Source organism: Roseococcus sp. SDR (genome assembly GCF_019083995.1).
Taxonomy (GTDB): domain Bacteria; phylum Pseudomonadota; class Alphaproteobacteria; order Acetobacterales; family Acetobacteraceae; genus Roseococcus.
The window spans coordinates 120,679-135,470 of the sequence record NZ_JAHRCU010000009.1 but is presented as its reverse complement, the minus strand read 5'-3'; the positions used below and the strand labels follow the sequence as shown (position 1 = coordinate 135,470).

At 71.8% G+C, this 14,792-nt stretch carries 12 protein-coding genes; 6 read left to right on the top strand and 6 right to left on the bottom strand.

The window, feature by feature from the left end:
* The first annotated feature begins 5 nt into the window (after positions 1-5).
* The 5 genes from KTR66_RS12270 to KTR66_RS12250 all read left to right on the top strand — a co-directional run bounded on the left by KTR66_RS12270 (position 6) and on the right by KTR66_RS12250 (position 7,391).
* On the top strand, positions 6-164 hold the full coding sequence (locus KTR66_RS12270; RefSeq protein ID WP_213612889.1) for a hypothetical protein: 159 nt from the start codon (positions 6-8) through the stop codon (positions 162-164).
* Positions 164-1,732, top strand: a complete 1,569-nt coding sequence (locus tag KTR66_RS12265) for a Na+/H+ antiporter (protein ID WP_213612888.1) — start codon at positions 164-166, stop codon at positions 1,730-1,732. The genes KTR66_RS12270 and KTR66_RS12265 overlap by 1 nt, the downstream gene beginning before the upstream one ends.
* Positions 1,729-6,012: a DUF4011 domain-containing protein gene (locus KTR66_RS12260; RefSeq protein ID WP_213612887.1), complete on the top strand. Its 4,284-nt coding sequence runs from the start codon at positions 1,729-1,731 to the stop codon at positions 6,010-6,012. The genes KTR66_RS12265 and KTR66_RS12260 overlap by 4 nt, the downstream gene beginning before the upstream one ends.
* Before the next feature lie 121 nt (positions 6,013-6,133).
* Entirely contained in the window at positions 6,134-6,709 is a 576-nt protein-coding gene (locus KTR66_RS12255; protein WP_213612886.1) for a peroxiredoxin, read from the top strand.
* Between the two features lie 151 nt (positions 6,710-6,860).
* Positions 6,861-7,391, top strand: a complete 531-nt coding sequence (locus KTR66_RS12250) for a carboxymuconolactone decarboxylase family protein (RefSeq protein WP_213612885.1) — start codon at positions 6,861-6,863, stop codon at positions 7,389-7,391.
* Positions 7,392-7,609: 218 nt separating this feature from the next.
* Here the strand turns inward: KTR66_RS12250 and KTR66_RS12245 are convergent, their stop codons facing one another.
* The 6 genes from KTR66_RS12245 to tsaD all read right to left on the bottom strand — a co-directional run bounded on the left by KTR66_RS12245 (position 7,610) and on the right by tsaD (position 13,759).
* Entirely contained in the window at positions 7,610-8,566 is a 957-nt protein-coding gene (locus KTR66_RS12245) for a tripartite tricarboxylate transporter substrate binding protein (RefSeq protein WP_213612884.1), read from the bottom strand.
* A gap of 60 nt (positions 8,567-8,626) precedes the next feature.
* Positions 8,627-9,610: an amidohydrolase family protein gene (locus KTR66_RS12240; RefSeq protein ID WP_213612883.1), complete on the bottom strand. Its 984-nt coding sequence runs from the start codon at positions 9,608-9,610 to the stop codon at positions 8,627-8,629.
* A 174-nt stretch (positions 9,611-9,784) separates the two neighbouring features.
* The gene (locus KTR66_RS12235) at positions 9,785-10,786 is read right to left on the bottom strand and encodes an aldo/keto reductase (protein ID WP_213612882.1); all 1,002 of its coding nucleotides are present in this window, start codon (positions 10,784-10,786) and stop codon (positions 9,785-9,787) included.
* A gap of 11 nt (positions 10,787-10,797) precedes the next feature.
* Entirely contained in the window at positions 10,798-11,448 is a 651-nt protein-coding gene (locus KTR66_RS12230) for a trimeric intracellular cation channel family protein (RefSeq protein WP_371819112.1), read from the bottom strand.
* On the bottom strand, positions 11,448-12,665 hold the full coding sequence (locus tag KTR66_RS12225) for an MFS transporter (protein WP_213612881.1): 1,218 nt from the start codon (positions 12,663-12,665) through the stop codon (positions 11,448-11,450). Before KTR66_RS12225 ends, KTR66_RS12230 begins: the two co-directional genes overlap by 1 nt.
* Before the next feature lie 62 nt (positions 12,666-12,727).
* Positions 12,728-13,759: a tRNA (adenosine(37)-N6)-threonylcarbamoyltransferase complex transferase subunit TsaD gene (tsaD, locus tag KTR66_RS12220; protein WP_213612880.1), complete on the bottom strand. Its 1,032-nt coding sequence runs from the start codon at positions 13,757-13,759 to the stop codon at positions 12,728-12,730.
* Positions 13,760-13,796: 37 nt separating this feature from the next.
* Between tsaD and hemC the strand changes: the two genes are divergently transcribed.
* On the top strand, positions 13,797-14,792 hold the full coding sequence (hemC, locus tag KTR66_RS12215; RefSeq protein WP_371819115.1) for a hydroxymethylbilane synthase: 996 nt from the start codon (positions 13,797-13,799) through the stop codon (positions 14,790-14,792).

Genomic DNA, 14,792 nt, shown 5'->3' with positions numbered 1-14,792 from the left:
CCCTGATGGCCTGGCTCTTGCGGATGGCGATGTTGGCGGGCGGCGCGGTCGCCGCCTGGTTCGTGGCGCCGGATGCGCCGAACTACACCGTGGTGCAGGGGATGATGACGGTGGCGATCATCGCCGCCTGCGTCATCGCCGCCGCCCTCATCAAGCGGCGCTGATGCATCTCGTCGAGGCTGTCCTCCTGCTCATGGGGGCCTGCGTCGCGCTGGCGGTGCTGGCCCGCTTCGCGGGGCTGCCCTATGCCGTGGTGCTGATCCTGGCGGGGTCGGTCATGGCCTTCATCCCTGGCCTGCCCGACATCACGCTCGACCCCGAATTGGCGCTCGCCTTCTTCCTGCCGCCGCTGCTGCAGGCCAGCGCCTTCAAAACCGACTGGAACGCCTTCCGGCGCAATATCCGCCCCATCCTGCTGCTGGCGGTGGGCTGTGTTCTCTTCACCGCCTTCTTCATCGGCTGGATCGCGCGGCTGCTGGTGCCCGACATGCCCTGGGCCGCGGCCATCGCGCTCGGCGCCATCCTGGCCCCGCCCGATGCGGTGGCGGCGGCGGCGGTGCTGCAGCGCCTCAACCTGCCGCGCCGCATCGTGACCGTGCTGGAGGGCGAGAGCCTGGTGAACGACGCCTCGGCGCTGGTGATCTACCGCTTCGCCATCGCGGCCATGGCGGCCGGGACCTTCGTGCCGCATGAGGCGGTGGGCAGCTTCTTCCTGCTCGGCCTGGGCGGCATCGCCATGGGCTGGGCGGTGGGCTGGGTTGCGCTCTGGGTCATCGGGCGGCTGCATGACACGCTGCTGGAGACCGCGCTCTCCTTCCTGGCCTGCTATGCCGCCTATCTGGCGGCGGAGGCGCTGCATCTCTCGGGCGTGATGGCGGTGGTGACGGCGGGCATCCTGCTCGGCCGCGCGCAGCATCGGGTGTTTTCCGCCCGCACGCGGCTGGAGGCACGCGCGGTCTGGGAATTCGTGGAATTCGTGCTGACCTCGATCATCTTCATCGTGATCGGGCTGCAACTGAACGACATCCTCGCCCGCCTCGGCGACCGCGGCGTGCTGGAACTCACGGGCCTGGCGCTGGCCACCTCGCTGGCGCTGATTGTCTCGCGCTTCCTCTGGGTGTTTCCCGCGGTCTGGCTGCCGCGGCAGATCCGCAGCCTGGCGCGGCGCGACCCCCTGCCGCCCGTCTCGCACATGGTCATCCTCTCCTGGGCGGGCATGCGCGGCGTGGTCTCGCTGGCCGCCGCCATCGCCCTGCCGCTGAACTTTCCGGAGCGCGACCTCATCATCTTCCTGGCCTTCTGCGCCATCCTGGCCACGCTGGTGGTGCAGGGGACGACGCTGGAATGGCTGATCAAGCGGCTGAACCTGGTGCAGCCGCCGCATCCGCACGGGATCGATCCGGAGGAAGCGCATGCGCGCCACGCGGCGGCGGAGGCCATGCTGGGCGCCATCCGCAAGCGCGCGACGGATGTGCTCTATGGCCCGATCGCGAGCGATCTGCTGGGCGAGCATTCGGACCGCGCCGCGCATCTGCAGCGCGTGGTGAAGGGTGGCGGCGCGGCGGCGGCGGAGCGTGCCGCGCGGCGCGCGGTGCGGCTCGAGGCGATCGCGGCCGCGCGGGCCGAGATCCTGGCCTTGCAGCGGGCGGACAGGCTGAGCGAGGAGTTGCTGAGCAAGCTCGCCCAGGAGCTGGATTTCGAGGAGAACCGCCTGAGGACGGCGCTGGGATGAGCATCGCGCAACAGCTGGAGGAAGCGCGGCGCGCGCTGATCGACCTTTCCACGCGCAACCGCCTGCTGAGCCTGCCGGCGCAGGGGCGCTCCCGCGGGGTGATCCGCATCGCCGACGAGGATGCGGGCTTCGTCGTGCAGCAGCTGGCCGCCGGCAAGGGCTTCGGCTTCGAGGCGGCCGTGGCGGGCGAGGCGAAGGGCCGCAAGCGGGCCGAGGGAGTCACGACCGCCAGCGGCACGGCGACGCGCGAGGAATGGCAGCGCGACACGATGCTGCGCGTGGCGATGGCCCCCGAGGAGCTGACGCGCCGCCTGCGCGACGTGATGGCCGATGCGCGCAGCGCGCGCGAGGAAAGCGGCGTGCCGAGCCTCTTCCTGGCGGTGGGCGCGCTGATCTGGCGCGATCCGGGAACGCCGGGCACCGAGCGCATGGCGCCCTTGGCGCTGATCCCGGCCACGCTGGAGCGCGACGGTGTCAGCAACCGCTTTCGCCTGCGCGCGAGCCCCGAGGATGTGGTGGAGAACCTCTCGCTGCGGGAGAAGCTCGCCAGCGATTTCCGCGTGACGCTGCCGGATTTCACGGGGGAGGCGCCGGCGGATTGGGCGGCGCGGATGCAGGCCGCGATCGGCGCGGGGCGCGAGGGCTGGCGAGTCGAGCCGGATGCGCTGGCGCTCGGCATCTTTGCTTTCGCGAAATTCCTGATGTGGCGGGACCTCGATCCTGTCGCGCATCCCGGGCTGCTGACGCATGCGCCCCTGCTGCGGCTGTTGGGTGGCGCGCAGGCGGTGGCCGAGCCGCCGCCCTTCGCCGATGACGCGGATGTGGATGCCGCGATCCCGGTCGAGAAGCTCGATCACGTGGTGGAGGTGGATGGCAGCCAGGCGCTGGCGGCCGAGGCGGTGCGGCGCGGCCATTCGCTCGTGATCCAGGGGCCGCCAGGGACGGGCAAGAGCCAGACCATCGTGAACATCCTGGCCCAGGCGGTGATGGATGGGCGCAGCGTGATCTTCGTGGCGGAGAAGGCCGCGGCGCTGGAAGTGGTGAAGCGGCGGCTGGAGCAGTTCGGCCTGGGTGCCGCCGTGCTGGAGCTGCACAGCGAGAAGCAATCCAAGCGCGCCGTGCTGGATGAGCTGCGCGCCACGCTGGCGCTGCCGCCGCCCGTGCCGCCGCAGCGCGAGGCGGCGGTGCAGAAGCTGGGCGAATTGCGCGGCCGACTGAACCGCCACGCGGCCGCGATGCGCGACACGGTGGGCGAGACCGGGGTGACGGTGCAGGAGGTGGTGGGGCGGCTCGCCGCGCTGCGCGCCTCGGGTGCGGCGCCGCCGCCCTTCCGGCTGGACCCCACGGGGTGGGATGCGGCGCGGCTGCGTGGGCTGCGCGAGGCGGCACGCAATCTCGCGGCCAGCGTGGCGGGGGCGAAAAGCCCCTGGCGTGGCGTGACGGCGCCGCTCGATGCCATCGCGGCGCAGCGGCTGCTGGCGGATCTGCCGCGCGCCATCCGCGCTTTGGCGGCGGCACCCGGTGGTGTTGCGGAGGCCGAAGCGGCGCTGGCGGCGGAAGCCCTGCGCGCGGAGGCGCCGATGCGGCCGGAGGAGGTGCCGGCGGCCGAGGCGCGGCTCGCGGATCTGCGCCTTGTCGCGGCGGCCGAGCCGCGCTGGCTGCCGGGCGCGCTGGAGGTGCCTGGGCTCGCAGCAGCGCGCGATACGCTGGCGAAGCCCGCCGGCATGCTGGGCTTCCTCGATGGCGGGCGGCGGGCCGCCAAGGCGACGCTCGCGGCCGCGCTGCGCGACCCGGAGGATATGGCCGCGCTGGATGCGCTGCTGGCGGCGCAGGTGGCGAAGGCGCGGCTCGGCGCGGGGCCGGATGCCGCCACGCTGGAGCGCGACCTGGCCTGGATGGCGCGACACGCCGCTGCCCTCACCGCGCCGCCGGTGAGCGAGGCGCAGCGCGCGGCGCTCACGGCCTGGGCGGCGATCCGCGAGGCGACGGGGCTTGCCCCCGAGGCGAGCTTCGCCGCCACCGCCGAGCGCCTCGCCGCCATGGCCGCCGAGCCGGAGGCGCTCGCCCCCTGGCAATCCTGGGCGCGGGCCGAGGCGATGGAGCCGAGCCTGGCGCCCCTGGCCGAGGCGCTGTCCTCCGGCGCGCTGGCGCCGGATGCGGCCGAGGCTGCGCTGGACTTCGCGATCCTGGAGGCGCTGCTGCGCGTGGCCATGCGCGAGCATCCCGCGCTCGCGGCCTTCGACGGCGCGGAGGCGGACCGTTGGGTGATGGATTTCCGCGCGGCGGATGCGGCGCGCGTGCGCCTCGCCCGTGCCGAAGCCGCCGCCATCCACGCCGCGCGCGTCGAGGCGCTGCGCAATGGCGAGGAAGCATCGAGCCTCGCCTTCCTGCGCGGCGAATTCGAGCGCAAGCGCGGGCATGCGCCGCTGCGCACGCTGCTTTCGCGCGCCGCACCGCTGCTGCGCAAGGCCAAGCCCATCCTCATGCTCAGCCCGCTGAGCGTCGCGCAATTCCTCGCCAATCCGCATCACGCGACGCAGCCGGGCTTTCCCATCTTCGACCTGCTGGTGATGGACGAGGCGAGCCAGATCGAGCCGGTGGATGCGCTGGGCGCCATCGCGCGGGCGAAGCAGATCGTCGTGGTCGGTGACGACAAGCAGATGCCGCCCACACGCTTCTTCCAGCGCATGACGGAGGATGACGATGACGCGCCGGCCGATGAGGACGCCGCGCTGGCGGCGCGCGATGTGGAGAGCATCCTCGGCCTCGCCAATGCGCGCGGCATTCCGAACGCCATGCTGCGCTGGCACTACCGCAGCCGGCACGAAAGCCTGATCGCCACCAGCAATGCCGAGTTCTACGGCAACCGGCTGCTGGTGCTGCCCTCGCCGCGCCCGCGCAGCCCTTCGCTGGGCCTCTCACTCGTGCGCGTGGATGGGCGCTTCAAGGGCAGTTCCAATGCCGAGGAGGCCCGTGCCGTGGCCGAGGCCGTGCTCCGCCATGCGCGGGAGACGCCGGGCGATACACTGGGGGTCGCCGCCTTCTCCGTCACGCAGCGCGACGCCATCGCCGAGGCCGTGGAGGCGCTCAGGCGGGAAAGCCCGGAGACGGAAGCCTTCTTCACCGCGCATCCCGCCGAGCCCTTCTTCGTGAAGAACCTCGAGAATGTGCAGGGCGACGAGCGCGACAGCATCATGATCAGCGTGGGCTATGGGCGCGGCGCGGATGGGAAGCTCGCCATGCGCTTCGGCCCGCTCTCGAACGAGGGCGGCGAGCGGCGGCTGAACGTGCTCATCACGCGCGCGAAGAAACGCTGCATCGTCTTCTCGGGCATCGGCGCGGAGGAGGTGGATCTGGAGCGCGCCAAGGGGCGCGGCGTGGCCGCGCTCAAGACCTTCCTCGATTTCGCGGCAGGCGGCGCCAGCCTGCGCGTGGCCGCGCGCGAGGGCTCGGCCATCGCGGGGCTGATCGGCGGGCTCATCACGCAATCGGGGCGGGAGGCGGTGCCGCGCTTGGGCTTGTCTGGCCTCTTCCTTGATGTCGCGGCGCGCGGGGCGCAGGGCTTCGATCTCGGCGTGGAGGTGGATGGCGCCGACTGGTCCGGCCTGCGCTGCGCGCGGGACCGTGATCGCGGCCGGCAGATGGCGCTGGAGGGGATGGGCTGGTCACTGGCGCGGAGCTGGTCGCTCGACTGGCTGAACCAGCCGGAAGCGGCGGCGGCGAAGCTGCGCCCGGCCTTGGGGCTGGCCGCGCCCGCAGCCAGCGCGCCCGTCGCGGTCGCACGGCTCGCACCCGCCTATGTGGAAGCGACACTGGACAAGCCGCCCGCCAACCGGGCCGAGTTGGCCGCCCTCATTGCCGCCATCGTCGCCACCGAGGCGCCGGTGCATGGCGAGGCCATCCAGGAACGCCTGCGCCTGCTGCTCGGCCCGGCTGCGCCCGATGCCAAGGCCTTCACCGGCGCGCTGAACGAGGCGCGGCTGCTGCAGGGCCTCAGCGAATCCGCCGGCTTCTGGTTCCCGGAGGAACGCGGCGCCGTGGTGGCGCGGGACCGCTCGGCGGCGGCCGCCCATCTGCGCCGCCCGGCGATGATCCATGCCGAGGAGGTCCTGGCCGGCGCGCGCCTGGTGCTGGAGATGGACCCCCGGGCGAATGAGGAGGAGATCGCCCAAGGCCTGGTCCGTCTCTTCGGCCTGGATGCCGCCGCCGGGCCGGCGCTGGCGGCGCGTGTCGCGATTTTGGTCGGTTCCGGGCAACTCATGCCCAAGCCTGGGGCATGATCGGCGCACTCGATCAAAAATTCCAAAACTATTCATTGGCAAAGAGATGCTGCGACGCAATATCTCAGGGCGCAGCCGGAATGACCGGCGCGTATCCCACAGCTTCGCAGGAGACACCCCCATGCTGACCGTCGGCGACAAGTTCCCGAGCTTCGACCTCACCGCCGTGCAGGGCGGCCCCGAGGGCCTGAAGGGGCCGGGCAAGTCCTTCATCCAGGTCACCGACCAGAGCGACGCCGGCAAGTGGAAGGTCGTGTTCTTCTGGCCGAAGGACTTCACCTTCATCTGCCCGACCGAGATCGCCGCCTTCGGCAAGCTGCAGTCCGAGTTCGCGGACCGTGACGCGGTGATCTACGGCGTCTCGACCGACAGCGAGTTCGTGCACCTGAACTGGCGCGTCCACAATGCCGACATCAAGGACCTGCCCTTCCCGATGCTGGCCGATGTGAAGCGTGAGCTGAGCACGGCGCTGGGCGTCCTCGACAAGGCCGCGGGCGTGCCGCTGCGCGTGACCTTCATCGTCGATCCCGAGGGCACGATCATGCATGTCTCGGTGAACGGCCTGAACGTGGGCCGCAACCCGCAGGAGACGCTGCGCATCCTCGACGCGCTGCAGACGGACGAGCTCTGCCCCTGCAACTGGACGAAGGGCGAAGAGGCCCTGAACCCGCAGGAGCTCTTCTCCAAGGCCGCCTGAGTCATTTGTTCGCCGCGTAGCTAGCCGCCACACCAACCCTAGCTCCGCGGCGAAAAGGGGGGCAATCAGCCCCCCTTAGACCCCCCGGCCGCTTTGCGGCGGGGGGCTTCTCTTTCCCCACATCCGATCATTTTCTCATGGAGCCCGCGTGATGTCGCTGGAAGCCCTGCGCAATGCCCTCCCCGAATACGCCAAGGACCAGAAGCTGAACCTCGGCTCGCTGGCGGCCGAGCCCTCGCTCACCGTGCAGCAGCGCGCGGGCACCTTCATCGTCTCGGCGCTGGCCAGCCGCAATGCGACGGTCACGCGCGCCATCCTTGCCGAGTTCGGCCCGCAACTCTCCGCCGAGGCGCTGGCAGCGGCCAAGGGTGCCGCCTCCATCATGGGGATGAACAACATCTACTACCGCTTCACGCACCTGGTGGGCGGCGATTACCCCTCCATGCCGGCCAAGCTGCGCATGAACATCATGGCCAAGCCCGGCGTGGAGAAGGCGGATTTCGAGCTCTGGTCGCTCGCGGTTTCCGCCATCAATGGCTGCGGCATGTGCATGGAGAGCCACGAGAAGGTGGTGAAGCATGCCGGCCTGACCAGCGAGCAGGTGCAGGCCGCGGTCCGCATCGCCTCCGTCGTGCATGCCACGGCGGTGACGATCGAGGCGGAAGAGGCCGCCGCCGGCTGAGGCGGAATGCGGGAGGGCGCCGCCCTCCCGCGCGAGATCATGCCAACGGCACGAAGGCTTCCCCTTCGTGCCCCTCAGGCGCATCGTGCCGAGCGCACGCCTCCGGCGTGACGCGGGCCGCCTCCGCGGCGGCATGTGCCGCGGCGCGCATTCGCATGCTCGGCCCTGCGGGCCGCAGGTCGGAACTTCGTGCGCTTGGGATCACTCCAGCCCTGGGATCACTCCAGCGAGATTCGCGCCTCGCGCACCACCGGCCCCCAGACGCGCGCGAAATCCGCGTGCACCTGCTGGTACTCGGCCGAGGAGACGGTGCGGCCCAGCGGATAGAGCCCGGCGGCGATCAGGCGCCGCTCCGTATCGGGATCGGCCAGCACGCGCTGCATCGCGGCGTGCATCTCGGCCACCATGGCCGGCGGCATGCCGCGCGGGCCGGAAATCCCGGTCCAGGAGGAAACGGTCAGGGCAGGCAGTCCCAGCGCCTCATAGGTCGGCACGCCGGGCAGCGCCGGGAAGGGCTGCGCCGTCGAGACGGCGATGGCGCGCACCTGGCCGGCCTCGATCGCGCCGGTGGTGCCGGCCATCGGCGTCAGGAAGCAGTCCACCTCGCCGGCGATTGTCGCCTGCAGCCCGGGGCCCGTCCCGCGATAGGGCACATGCACCCAGCGCCCGCCCACCAGCTTCGCCATCATCTCCCCCTGGAGATGCTGCATGCCGCCCACGCCCGAGGAGCCATAGGTCAGCCCCTGCGGCCGCGCGGCCGCCGCGGCGCGCAATTCTGCGAAGCTGCGGAAGCCGCTGTTGCCCGGCAGCAGCATCACCGTCGGCGTGTCGGCCACCATGGCGATGTGGGTGAAGTCGCGGTCGCCGTCATAGGGCGGCGGCTGCATGGCCAGCGGCACGATGCCATGCGGCGAGGTGTTGGAAATGCCGATGACGGAGCCATCCGGCGGCGCCTGCACCACGAGCCGCGTGCCGATGGAGCCCGAGGCCCCGGCCCGGTTCTCGATGACGATGGTGCGCCCCAGCGCCGCCGCCAGCCCTGGCTGGATGATGCGCGCCGTGGTGTCCGAGGCGCCGCCCGGCGCGAAGGGCACGATCAGGCGCAGCGTGGCGGCTTGCGCGCGCGCCACATGCGGCGTGGCGAGGGAGAGGGCGAGCAGGTGGCGGCGGTGCATGGGGGTCTCCGAAAGGCGGGCTGAGCGCGTGACGAAGCAAGCGGCGGGCCAGGAGGCGCGTCAGATGCCGAAGAAGCGCCGCGCGGTCCCGCTTTCGATGGCGCTCACCTCCTCGGCGGGCAGGCCGGCCGCGGCCAGGGTGGCGCGCGGATCCTCCTCGCCCATGTCGAAGGGATAGTCGCTGCCGAGCATGATGCGGCCGGGCCCCACCAGCTCGAACAGCATGCGCAGCAGGCGCGGATCGAACACCACCGTGTCGTACCAGAGGCGCGAGAGATAGGCCGAGGGGGGCTCGGCCGTGAGGCGCCGCAGCTCCGGCCGGCGCCGCCACGCATGATCCAGCCGCCCGGCCAGGAAGGGATAGAAGCCGCCGCCATGCACGATCTTCACGCGCAGCTCCGGGTGGCGGTCCAGCACGCCGCCGAGGGTGAGGTGATTGGCGGCGATCACTTCCTCCAGCGGATTGCCCACCGTGTTGACCATGAAGAAGCGCCCAAGCCGCGCGCCATCCGAGAAGCCGAGCGGGTGCAGCACCAGTGCCGCCCCGAGCCGCGCCAGCCGCGCCCAGAGCGGATCGAGCGCGGGGTCGGAGAGCTCCATCGCGCCCGCGCGCGTGTCGATCTGAAAGCCCTTGAGGCCGAGTTCCTCGACCGCGCGCGCGGCTTCATCCGGCGCGCGGTCGGGTGCGGTCATCGGCAAGGTGCCGATGCCGGTGAAGGCGCCGGCGCCGGCCGCGACCAGCCCGGCCACATGTTCGTTTTGCGCGCGGGAGAGGGCGATGAGCAGATCCGGCTCCGCCCAGTAATGCTGCTGGCCGGGGGCCGGCATCACGACCTGATGGTCCACGCGCATGCGCGCCATGTCCGCGCGGCGCGCGGCGATGTCGAGGAAGCGGCGTGAGAGCTCGGGGAATTGCGCCTGGTCCACCGCGGCGCTTTCCGGCTCCATGTCGCGATTATAGGGAATGGCGCGGAGCTCGGGCCGCCCGGCCACCATCGGGTTCACGCCGGGGCAGAGCGTGTGGGTGTGCGCGTCAATGATCATGGCCGGATACCGCGAGAGGGATGCGGTGTGTGATGCGGTGCGCGGCGGGGAGCGTCAACGCGCGCGGCGCCGCGGTCGTGGACGGCCGCCGCGCGGCTTGCCCTGTCCGGCATCAGCGCCTGCCCATTCGCGAGGCAAGCGCGGCGGTGAGGCGTCGCCTCTCGCCCTCGGTACCTAAGCGGGCCGGCCTTCGATGCGATAGGCCGGGTCGTTATAACCCGGCGTCGCGGCATGGCCCGGCGTGACGAGGCCGCTGATCACCGCCTCATCCTCCGCCGTGTAGGTGCAGCCGAGGGCCGCGATGTAGTCCGCGAGCTGCGCCTCGGTGCGCGGGCCGACGATGGCGCCGGTGATGATCGGGTTGTGCAGCACCCATTGGATGGCGAGATGCGCGGACGCAACGCCGCGCGCCGCCGCGTGCTGCGCCAGCTTTTGCGCCGTGGCGATGGAGGCCGGGTGCCATTCCGCCTCCATCATGCGCTTGTCGCCCCGGCCCGCGCGGCTTTCGGGCGCGGGCGGCGCGGCGGGGTCGTATTTCGCGGTGAGCACGCCGCGCGCGAGCGGGCTATAGGGGAAGACGCCCATCCCGTAATGCGCGGCGACGGGCAGCACCTCGACCTCCGCCATGCGGTTCAGCGCGTGATAAAGGGGCTGGTTCACGATGGGCCGGTCCACGCCGAGCCGATCGCAAGCCTCGCAGAGGGCGGCGATGCGCCAGGCGCGGAAGTTCGACAGGCCGAAGCCACGGATCTTGCCGGCGCGGATCAGGTCACCCAGCGCGGCCACGGTCACCTCCAGCGGCGTGTCGTGGTCCTCGCGGTGCAGATAGAGGATGTCGATGTGGTCGGTGCCGAGGCGCCTGAGGCTGCCTTCCACGGCGCGGATCATCCAGGCGCGGGAGAGGCCCTTCTCGTTCTGCCCCGGCCCCATCGGGTTGCCGAGCTTGGTGGCCAGGACCCAATCGTTGCGCGTGCCGGCCAGCGCCTGGCCCACCACCTCCTCCGAGGCGCCACGCGAATAGACATCGGCCGTATCGAGGAAGTTGAAGCCGGCGTCCTTGGCGGTCGCGATCATGCGGGCGCTGGTGGCGGCGTCGGTCGGGCCGCCGAACATCATCGTCCCGAGGCAGAGCCGGCTGACGCGCATCCCGCTGCGGCCGAGCACACGATATTCCATGGCGTTCCCCCTCACGTGTCGGGATTAGGATAATCCCGGCCCGGGCGGGCGCGATACCCCGGCAGGCTCCAGCCATAGCGCAGCGCGGCCGCGCGGATCAGGAAGCAGGTCATCACGCCGGCCAGGAAGGCGGGCTCGCGCCAGACGCCGTCCAGCCGCAGCAGGATGAAGACCGTGGCCCCGGCCGCGGCGGCCGTGACGTAGATTTCGCGGCGGAGGATGAGCGGGATCTCGTTGCAGATCACGTCCCGCGCGATGCCGCCGAAGGTGGCGGTGATCACGCCGAGGATGACCGCCGCCCAGGCATGCGCGCCGGCCAGCAGCGCGATCTCGGCGCCCAGCACGGCATAGATGGACAGTCCCACCGCATCGGCCCAGAGCAGGGCGCGGAAGCGGTTCTGCACCAGATGGGCCATGAAGAAGACGAGGATGGCCGAGACGACGGCGACGGCCACCAGCTCCGGCGCTTTCAGCCAGAAGACCGGCGTGCGGCCCAGCAGCAGGTCCCGCAGGGTGCCGCCGCCGAAGCCGGTGACGATGGCGATGAGGATGAAGCCCACCGCATCCATCTGCTTGCGCGAGGCGACCAGCGCGCCCGAGATCGCGAAGACCGCGATGGCGGCGTGGTCGATCCAGTAGAGCCAGGCGTCGAGCGCGGCCACTATTCGGCGGGCTGCACGCGCGGCCCGGGCGCCGCCGCCATGGCCCGCGCGCTGCCGGCGCAAAGCAGGGAGAGGACGAGCAGGCTCGCCACCACGGGCAGCACCAGCCAGGTCAGGCCGAAATCGATCAGCAGCCCCATGGGCACGGGCATGAGGGCGGAGCCCAGCGGCAGGCCGGCGCTGACGAAGCCGAAGACCTTGCCGATCTCACCGGGCGGGCAGGCCTCCTTCAGCATCACGTCGCGCGGCGTGCGGGACGAGCCGAGGCAGAGACCGGCGACGAGGGCGACGGGCGCCAGCAGCCATTCGGCGATGGGCACGAAGCCGAGGGAGAGGATCAGGCCCGCGGCGCAGAGCGTCAGCACCGTGACGAAGCCCAGCAGGTTCCCGCCCTTCTTGTCGGCCCACCAGCCGCCCACCAGCGTGCCGCCCGTCGCACCCGCCATGTAGCCGGTGAGCGCCAGCGAGGCGACGGCGATGGGCGTGCCCCAGAGCTTGCCCAGCACGGTGATGAGGAAGGCCGTCATGCCCGAGCCCGCCATGGCCGAGAGCAGGAAGAAGGCGAAGAAGGCGAGGATGGGCTTGCTGGTCAGCAGCCGCACGCCGCCTTCCTTCTTGGGCCCGCGCGCCTTCGGCTGGTCGCTCAGGATGCGCGACTGCCAGAGGATGAGGCCGACGACGGGCACGCCCAGCAGCCCCACCAGCATCAGCGCGCCGCGCCAATCCATCACCAGCAGCAGCAGCGCGATGGTGGGGGGTGCCAGCGCGAAGCCGAGATTGCCGGTGAAGGTGTGCAGCGCGAAGGCGCGGCCCACGAATTCCTTGCGGATGGAGCCGGCGAGGATGGCGTAGTCGGCCGGGTGGATCACGGAATTGCCGATGCCCGACAGCACGGCCAGCACCAGGATCAGCCGGAAATCCTGGACGAAGGCCATGGCGCTGATGGAGAGCGCCATGAGCAGCGTGCCGCCCACCAGGAAGCGCCGCGCGCCATACTTGTCCACGAGGAAGCCCACGGGCGTCTGCAGCAGGGCCGTGGTGCCGCTCATCAGCGCGAGCGAGGCGCCGAGCATGGCGAAGGAGACGTCGAACTCCGCGCGCCAGAGCAGGAAGATCGGCGGCAGGCAGAGCATGTAGAAGTGGCTGAGGAAGTGGCCCGTGCCGATCAGGGCGCAGATCTGATAGTCGCGGCGGGCGGAGAGGGTGGCTTCGCTCATCGCCGGAACCTGAGCGCGGCCGGGGGCTGCGTCAATGTCGCGCGCCGGGGCTTAACGCCATTTCATGCCGGCGGCGCCAATTCGCCGAGTGGCCAGCGCGGCCGGGGGGCGAGGGCCATGGCGTCGCGCTGGCCGGCGCGCAGGCGCTCCAGCCCGGCCCAGGCCACCATCACGGCATTGTCGCCGCAGAGGCGCAGCGGGGGGGCGAGCAGGGGGAGGGGGGTGGCCCCGGCCAGCGCCGCGCGCACCGCCTGGTTGGCGGCGACGCCACCCGCCACGACCAGCGCCGTCGCCTCGGGCAGCATGGCGGCCGCATTGCGGGCACGGTCGGCCAGCACGGCGGCGACGGCGGCCTGGAAGCTGGCCGCGATGTCCTCGCGCCGGTGCCCCTTGCCCACGGCCTGGGCCACGGCGGTCTTGAGGCCGGAGAAGGAGAAGTCGCAGCCCGGGCGGCGCAGCAGCGGGCGCGGCAAGGGCACGGCGCCGGCATCCCCGCCGGCGGCGAGCCGCTCCAGATGCGCGCCGCCGGGCCAGGGCAGGCCGAGCAGCTTGGCCGCCTTGTCGAAGGCCTCGCCCACCGCGTCATCCAGCGTGGTGCCCAGGCGGCGGTAGCGGCCCAGCCCTTCCACCGCCACGCATTGGCAATGCCCGCCGGAGACGAGGATCAGCAGATAGGGATAGGCGGGCGGCGTCTCGAACAGGCCCGGCATCCGCGCCGTCAGCGCATGCGCCTCCAGGTGGTTCACGCCGAGGAAGGGGATGCCTGCCCCCATCGCCAAACCCTTGCCCAGGCTGGCGCCGACGATGAGGCCGCCGATCAGCCCGGGCCCGGCCGTCGCGGCCACGCCGCCGAGGTCCCGCGGGGTGAGGCCCGCCCGGTCCAGCACGCCGCGGACCATGCCCTCCAGGCGCTGGAGATGGGCGCGGGCGGCGATCTCGGGCACCACCCCTCCGAAGCGCGCATGCTCGGCCGATTGGGTGAAGACCGCCTCGGCGAGGATTTGTCCGGTCCCATCCAGCACGGCGGCGGCGGTTTCGTCGCAGCTGCTCTCGATTCCGAGGACCGGCAATGCATCGGGGCGGGTTTCGTTCATCACTCCCGCCCTATATGACGCGCCGATGTCTTCCGCCATGTCCGCCCCGAGCCCGGCTTCGCACCCGGCCAAGCATTCCCGCATGCGCGCGCTGCCGCTGCGCGTGGGCACGCGCGCCTCGCCGCTGGCGCTGTGGCAGACGCGGCATTTCCTCGAGATCATCACCGGCTTCTGCCCGGTGCTGCGCGGCGTGAATGCCTTCGAGGAGCACGCCATCGCCACCACGGGCGACCTGGTGCAGAACCGGCGGCTCGCCGAGATCGGCGGCAAGGGCCTGTTCGCCAAGGAAATCCATGAGGCGCTGCTGGACCGGCGCGTGGATTTCGCCGTGCATTCGCTGAAGGATCTGGAGACCGAGATGCCCCCCGGCATCGTGCTCGCCTGCACGCTGCGGCGGGAGGATGCGCGCGATGCGCTGGTGCTGGGCCCGGGCTGCGGCACGCCGGACCCCTCCGACCCCTATGCCTGCCTGCCGCGCGGCGCCGTCGTCGGCTCTTCCTCGCTGCGGCGGCAGTCGCAGCTGCTGGCCGCGCGGCCGGACCTGAAGGTGGTGACCCTGCGCGGCAATGTGCAGACGCGGCTGGACCGCGTGGCCCGTGGCGAAGTGACGGCGACGCTGCTGGCGCTGGCCGGGCTGCGCCGCCTGGGGCTGGAGGATCGCGCCGGCGTGGTCCTGCCGCCCGAGGTGATGGTGCCGGCGGCCGGCCAGGGCATCGTCGGCATCACCACCCGCGCGGATGACGTGGAGCTGCATGAGCTGCTCTCGGGCATCGAGGATCGCGAGGCGGCGGCCGTCTCCAAGGCGGAGCGCGCGCTGCTGGCGGCGCTGGACGGCTCCTGCCGGACGCCGATCGGCGGGCATGCGCGGCTGCTGACGGATGGGACGCTGCAGCTGACCGGCCTGGTGGCGCGGGAGGATGGCAGCTTCCTGCTCAAGCGCGAGGTGCGCGGCGCGGCCGAGGATGCGGCACGGATTGGCGCCGCGCTGGGTGAGGAATTGCGGGCGGATAGCCCGGCCGACATCTTCGGCTGA

What these genes read in the sequence shown, in the direction of transcription:
- KTR66_RS12270 (WP_213612889.1), top strand. Translation starts at nt 6, where the DNA reads ATGGCCTGGCTCTTGCGGATGGCGATGTTGGCGGGCGGCGCGGTCGCC.
- KTR66_RS12265 (WP_213612888.1), top strand. Translation starts at nt 164, where the DNA reads ATGCATCTCGTCGAGGCTGTCCTCCTGCTCATGGGGGCCTGCGTCGCG.
- KTR66_RS12260 (WP_213612887.1), top strand. Translation starts at nt 1,729, where the DNA reads ATGAGCATCGCGCAACAGCTGGAGGAAGCGCGGCGCGCGCTGATCGAC.
- KTR66_RS12255 (WP_213612886.1), top strand. Translation starts at nt 6,134, where the DNA reads ATGCTGACCGTCGGCGACAAGTTCCCGAGCTTCGACCTCACCGCCGTG.
- KTR66_RS12250 (WP_213612885.1), top strand. Translation starts at nt 6,861, where the DNA reads ATGTCGCTGGAAGCCCTGCGCAATGCCCTCCCCGAATACGCCAAGGAC.
- KTR66_RS12245 (WP_213612884.1), bottom strand. Translation starts at nt 8,566, where the DNA reads ATGCACCGCCGCCACCTGCTCGCCCTCTCCCTCGCCACGCCGCATGTG.
- KTR66_RS12240 (WP_213612883.1), bottom strand. Translation starts at nt 9,610, where the DNA reads ATGATCATTGACGCGCACACCCACACGCTCTGCCCCGGCGTGAACCCG.
- KTR66_RS12235 (WP_213612882.1), bottom strand. Translation starts at nt 10,786, where the DNA reads ATGGAATATCGTGTGCTCGGCCGCAGCGGGATGCGCGTCAGCCGGCTC.
- KTR66_RS12225 (WP_213612881.1), bottom strand. Translation starts at nt 12,665, where the DNA reads ATGAGCGAAGCCACCCTCTCCGCCCGCCGCGACTATCAGATCTGCGCC.
- tsaD (WP_213612880.1), bottom strand. Translation starts at nt 13,759, where the DNA reads ATGAACGAAACCCGCCCCGATGCATTGCCGGTCCTCGGAATCGAGAGC.
- hemC (WP_371819115.1), top strand. Translation starts at nt 13,797, where the DNA reads ATGTCCGCCCCGAGCCCGGCTTCGCACCCGGCCAAGCATTCCCGCATG.